Annotated in this window: 3 protein-coding genes; 1 reads left to right on the top strand and 2 read right to left on the bottom strand. The window is 28.6% G+C overall.

Annotation, left to right across the window (positions count from 1 at the left end; all coding sequences use genetic code 11):
* Positions 1-353 (top strand): transposase (locus LJE08_RS13340; protein ID WP_227403493.1); only part of this gene is annotated, 353 nt, incomplete at its 5' end.
* Between the two features lie 262 nt (positions 354-615).
* Here LJE08_RS13340 and LJE08_RS13335 read toward each other — a convergent pair.
* Together LJE08_RS13335 and LJE08_RS13330 are read right to left on the bottom strand one after the other, a co-directional pair.
* Entirely contained in the window at positions 616-1,770 is a 1,155-nt protein-coding gene (locus tag LJE08_RS13335; protein ID WP_117926185.1) for a hypothetical protein, read from the bottom strand.
* Positions 1,767-2,441, bottom strand: coding sequence for a LytTR family DNA-binding domain-containing protein (locus LJE08_RS13330; RefSeq protein ID WP_227403492.1), 675 nt, complete (start codon positions 2,439-2,441; stop codon positions 1,767-1,769). The genes LJE08_RS13335 and LJE08_RS13330 overlap by 4 nt, the downstream gene beginning before the upstream one ends.
* Positions 2,442-2,587 lie beyond the last annotated feature (146 nt).

The following is a 2,587-nucleotide window of genomic DNA, read 5'->3' as shown; positions in this document are numbered from 1 at the left end:
ATTTCTCTGGTACTTCTATTTTAGCCGAATTAGGAGATATTGGCAATTATTCCAAACCTTCTCAGATCATTAAATTTGCAGGAGTAGCACCCTATCACTATGAATCGAGTCAATTTACCGCCCAACATACTGCCATAACCAAGAAGGGATCCAAATATCTTAGAAAGACTTTGTATCAAATCATATTGTCTGTAATCAACTTTAATCCTGTATTCAAGGAACACTATCAATTGAAAATATCTCAAGGTAAAGGACTCCGTTTTACTCAAGGTCATTGTATAAGAAAGCTGCTTAGAATCATTTATCATTTACTAGAAACAGGACAATCGTTTGATCCTGCATTATTAAGATAAGACAAATGCATCTGAACTTTTAAAAAATCACATTTTAAAAGTTTTTTCGTCATGCCTAAATTTAATCCAATATTCACAATTTCAAAGATCAATTTAAAGCTAACTAAAAAATCCAGTTGTTTTATATTTTCAAACTATTTTATAAAAAGCAACTTGAATTTTATATAGTTAGCTTTCTATTTTTTTGGATATCCACGATTTAATTAATACACATAAGGAAAAGAAACGTTAAAAAAATCGAATAACCGTCAATTGATTTCGATTATTCGATAAATAAAATGATTTTCATATCTTTTGAATCCATAATTTTTGTTCCATGATACTTATTCAAAATGATATTCAATATAGTTTTATTTGAAGAAGTCATATTCTTAATATCCAAAGGATATTGAGTATGTAGAATAAGCTCTTTCTCCTTTAGATTCATATGAAACATGAAAGACTCATTTTCTTTAACTAAGCTATTGTCTAATACACATGTGAGTAGCGTTGTTAAGTCCTGTGTATCCATAGAATCGATTCGTTTAGGAACATGTATCTGTATATCATAATTCAATTTGTGTTCTTGAATAAAGTTTTGTAGGATCACATCCACATATGGATTTATACATATAGAATTGGGATACAACTTCCCATATTTTACTAACTCGTTATTTATTTCACTTTCCAATTCTTCATATCTTTTGTTTTGAGATAAATGCTTTATATCATCCAAAGAATTTCGCATATCATGAATCAACTCCTTGATTCCCGTCTGTTCTTGAATCATTTTTTCTGTATAATGACTGGACAATTCAATAAAATTCCGATACATCTCAATCTCTAATTTTGAGCGTATTCTAGAAAAAAAGATAATGAGTACACTTAATAAAACAAGCACAGATATGGTAAACACAAACACATAGATTTGACTGTTCTTTATAAAATACATATATGTAAATTCTGTTTTCGAAAGTAGATCTGTCATCAACAACATATAAAGATAGCTAAATATAAATAGAATTATAGAAATACTGTATTGCATATTCTCACTAAATTCTAAACTTTCATATTTAAAGATTTGATAAAAGATTGCACATCCGCCGGTTGTGAGCATTGTTGAAAATGCATAATATTCTATAGTTAAAGAACGGAATAGAAGGATATTCATTGTTTGAAATAAGACAACAATCAAATTTGAAATGACAGATTCTAATATATGATATTCTTTTGTAGAAACATTCAAACATAGAATGGGAATCAACAATTGTAGAAATATAGATAGCCAGTTTATATGTATATATTCACTGGTCAAAAATACACATAAACCATTTAATAAGAATGAAAGAATGCATTTTGGATATAGTGAATTCTTCGTTATTTTTAAATAGAAACATTGTTTGCAAACATAATACATACTGTTCATTAGAATATTCATATGCTTGTCCTAATCTGAATATAGTGTTCTTTTACCTTTTTCCATCTTCGAACACTCACAGAAATAATCGTACCATTTAACATAATGATTTTATGATTGTTTACATCCAAATAATCGACTTTAGAAAAGTTAATAAGCACATTATTATTTACGCGGATAAAAGAATCCGATAACTGAGCCTCTATCTCTTTTAATGTTTCATTCACTAAAGATAATTTCGTTCCATCTTTCAATAAGACGAAGACGCCATTTTCAATTTGAAAATACAGAATATCATCCCTATACACATACCTTGTCTCATACGGTAAATTCAGTGCAATCTTCTCTAATTGATGAATACGTTGTTCTACTTGATTTACCTTTTCAACTAAAGCATCTTCAATTCTTTCTTTTGTTATAAATCCTAAAACATTTGTATCGAATGTATCAGCCATAGCTTCACTATGACTACTTACATATACGATAAAGCGTTGTTTATCTGGATGTTTTTTTATAAATTCTATGCCATTTTGACTTCCTAATTCAATATCTAGCAACAATAAATCAAAATAGAAATTGGATTCCATATATTCTTCAACTGCACTAAAGAAACAAAGTCTATGACTTAAATCTAATAGATTTCGTATTCTTTTTTGTTGAATCAAACTATCTTCTAATACTGCAATTCTCATAGATCAATTATAATGGGTAATGCAGTAAATGACAAAATTTAATCTTTAAGATGAATAATCTTTTGTGAGTACCCATCTGACAACCCTAGGTATTTTCCAAGCCTCTAGCCGTGGCATATTGGTCCATTGAATCACGAATCATCTTT

This window comes from Holdemanella sp. DFI.5.55, from assembly GCF_020593575.1.
Taxonomy (GTDB): domain Bacteria; phylum Bacillota_I; class Bacilli_A; order Erysipelotrichales; family Erysipelotrichaceae; genus Holdemanella; species Holdemanella hominis.
Note: the sequence above shows the minus strand (reverse complement) of the source record. Positions and strands in the feature narration are given on the sequence as shown.

Bases quoted from the DNA above. Each gene is read 5' to 3' on its own strand.
- LJE08_RS13335 (WP_117926185.1), bottom strand. From the start codon at position 1,770: ATGAATATTCTAATGAACAGTATGTATTATGTTTGCAAACAATGTTTC.
- LJE08_RS13330 (WP_227403492.1), bottom strand. From the start codon at position 2,441: ATGAGAATTGCAGTATTAGAAGATAGTTTGATTCAACAAAAAAGAATA.